General features: G+C 53.2%; 1 protein-coding gene, 1 rRNA gene and 1 pseudogene. 2 read left to right on the top strand and 1 reads right to left on the bottom strand.

The genetic code is table 11. From position 1 onward, the window contains the following. Positions 1-111 precede the first annotated feature (111 nt). Together FYJ24_RS12345 and FYJ24_RS12340 are read left to right on the top strand one after the other, a co-directional pair. Positions 112-492 (top strand): annotated as a pseudogene (locus FYJ24_RS12345) (transposase); the annotation flags it as partial. Between the two features lie 190 nt (positions 493-682). Continuing rightward, complete coding sequence (locus FYJ24_RS12340; protein WP_154546723.1) at positions 683-1,651, top strand: aldo/keto reductase; 969 nt, start codon at positions 683-685, stop codon at positions 1,649-1,651. A gap of 107 nt (positions 1,652-1,758) precedes the next feature. Here the strand turns inward: FYJ24_RS12340 and rrf are convergent. Beyond that, positions 1,759-1,875: ribosomal RNA gene (gene rrf / locus FYJ24_RS12335) — 5S ribosomal RNA — on the bottom strand. Between the last annotated feature and the right edge of the window lie 2 nt (positions 1,876-1,877).

Here is a 1,877-nt window from a genome sequence, read left to right as displayed (position 1 = left end):
AAACCCTTATGCGATGTCACAATCGAGATCGCCGGGACCCAGCAAACGCTACCCAGCCATATCCCCGAAGAGTTCCGCCACTACCTCAAGACCGAACCGGGGCACTAGCCGCGTCAGAAGTCAGGAGTGAACGCCTTAGAGAACGCGGTGGCTATCCGCGGAAATGTGCAGGGATGTAAGGTCCATTCGGACCGCGGATCTCAATTTCAGTCCCGCAAATACCAGCGCGCCCTCAAACACCACGGGCTGGTGGGGAGCATGGGACGGGTCGGCGCGGCAGGAGACAATGCTGCGATGGAAAGCTTCTTCGCTCTCCTCCAAAAGAACGTCCTCAACCAGCAAGCATGGGACAACCGAGAACAGCTGCGCACCGAGATCGTGTGGTGGATAGAGCGGACCTACCACAGGCGCCGCAGGCAAGCCCGCCTAGGCAAGTTGACACCCATCGACTTCGAAACCATTATAAACAAACAGGCCGCACAAGCCGCCTGACCAACCTGTCACCAAAGCGTGCAGCAGTCCCTAGATGGTAGGAATCTTGAAACCGTGGTTGTCGCCCCCGAGCCACCTCGGAAAGAATGCGCCGCGTCCAATTTCCCAAGTGGCCGCTTGGGACCGCATAGTAGTGGTCACAAGCGAGCCGCATTATTCCTAGCCATGCTAAATATCTATCATTGACAGTATGGAAAATAGAAAACCTCACCTTATCTTCGGAACGATGGGACTCGGAGGTACTTGGAGCAGTCCTGACTACGGCACACAAGAAATCGACAAGGCCTGGAACGCGCTTCACGCGGCATCTGAAATTGGAATTAATGTACTGGATACGGCAGATATCTATCGCATGGGATCTAGCGAGTCCGTCATCGGAGACGTCCTTCGCAAAGACCACGATCTAGCTTCACATTTTAGTATCCAAACGAAATGCGGCATACAACTATCAAACCCCACTACAGGTGAAATAACGCGCTACGATCTCAGTGGCGAACACATTTCCCGCGCGTTGGACGCTTCCCTCGAACGACTCGGCGTCGACCACATCGATACGCTGCTCTTACATAGACCTGATCCTCTAATGGACCCCGAATCTGTTGCCACCGCTGTAACCGATGCGATACGACAGAAGAAGATTCTGCGTTGGGGGGTTTCGAATATGAGTTCTTGGCAAATCGACATTCTACGAGAGGCTATAGGCACGCCAATAGCTAATCAATTGGAACTAAGTCTTGCTGCCAGGTCCTTCATTGAAGTCCCGATTAATGCTTTAGATCCCGGTAAGCCAGGATCTAATTACGCCCCCGGAACGGTTGAATACTGTGCAGCCGCAGGGATTGAAATCCAAGCTTGGAGCCCTCTAGCCCGAGGTCTTTACACGGGGGCACCAGAGGACCACATAGGTCGCTCACGCACTGAAGCAGAAAAAAAGACCAGCACTCTCACCCTGGAGTTGGCATCAAAATACGACACTTCAGTGGAAACGATCCTACTTTGGTGGCTTACGATGCATCCGGCCGCCATACGCCCTGTTATTGGAACTAGTTCAGTTGAAAGAATCTATCGCTGCGGTGACGCGAATACTAAAGACTCCCATCTCACCCGAGATGAGTGGTATAGCCTTTGGACGACCGCACGCGGAGCGATTCTTCCCTGACACACCTGAAAACGCCGTAGTGGGTTGGGTTTGTTTTTGGTTGTGTGTTTAAATGTGAATGAAGGGAGATCCTTTGTGGGGATCTCCCTTCATTCTTTGTGGTTGGTTTTGGGGGGTGTGCTTTTCTCCCACATCCTCTCGGGTGCAGTACCTTTGCCGTTGGCCAGCTTAGCTTCCGGGTTCGGAATGGGTCCGGGCGTTTCCTGGTCGCTGTGACCCCCCAAAG

The organism is Scrofimicrobium canadense (assembly GCF_009696615.1).
Classification (GTDB): Bacteria; Actinomycetota; Actinomycetes; order Actinomycetales; family Actinomycetaceae; genus Scrofimicrobium; species Scrofimicrobium canadense.
This window is presented reverse-complemented; position numbering and strand designations above follow the sequence as displayed.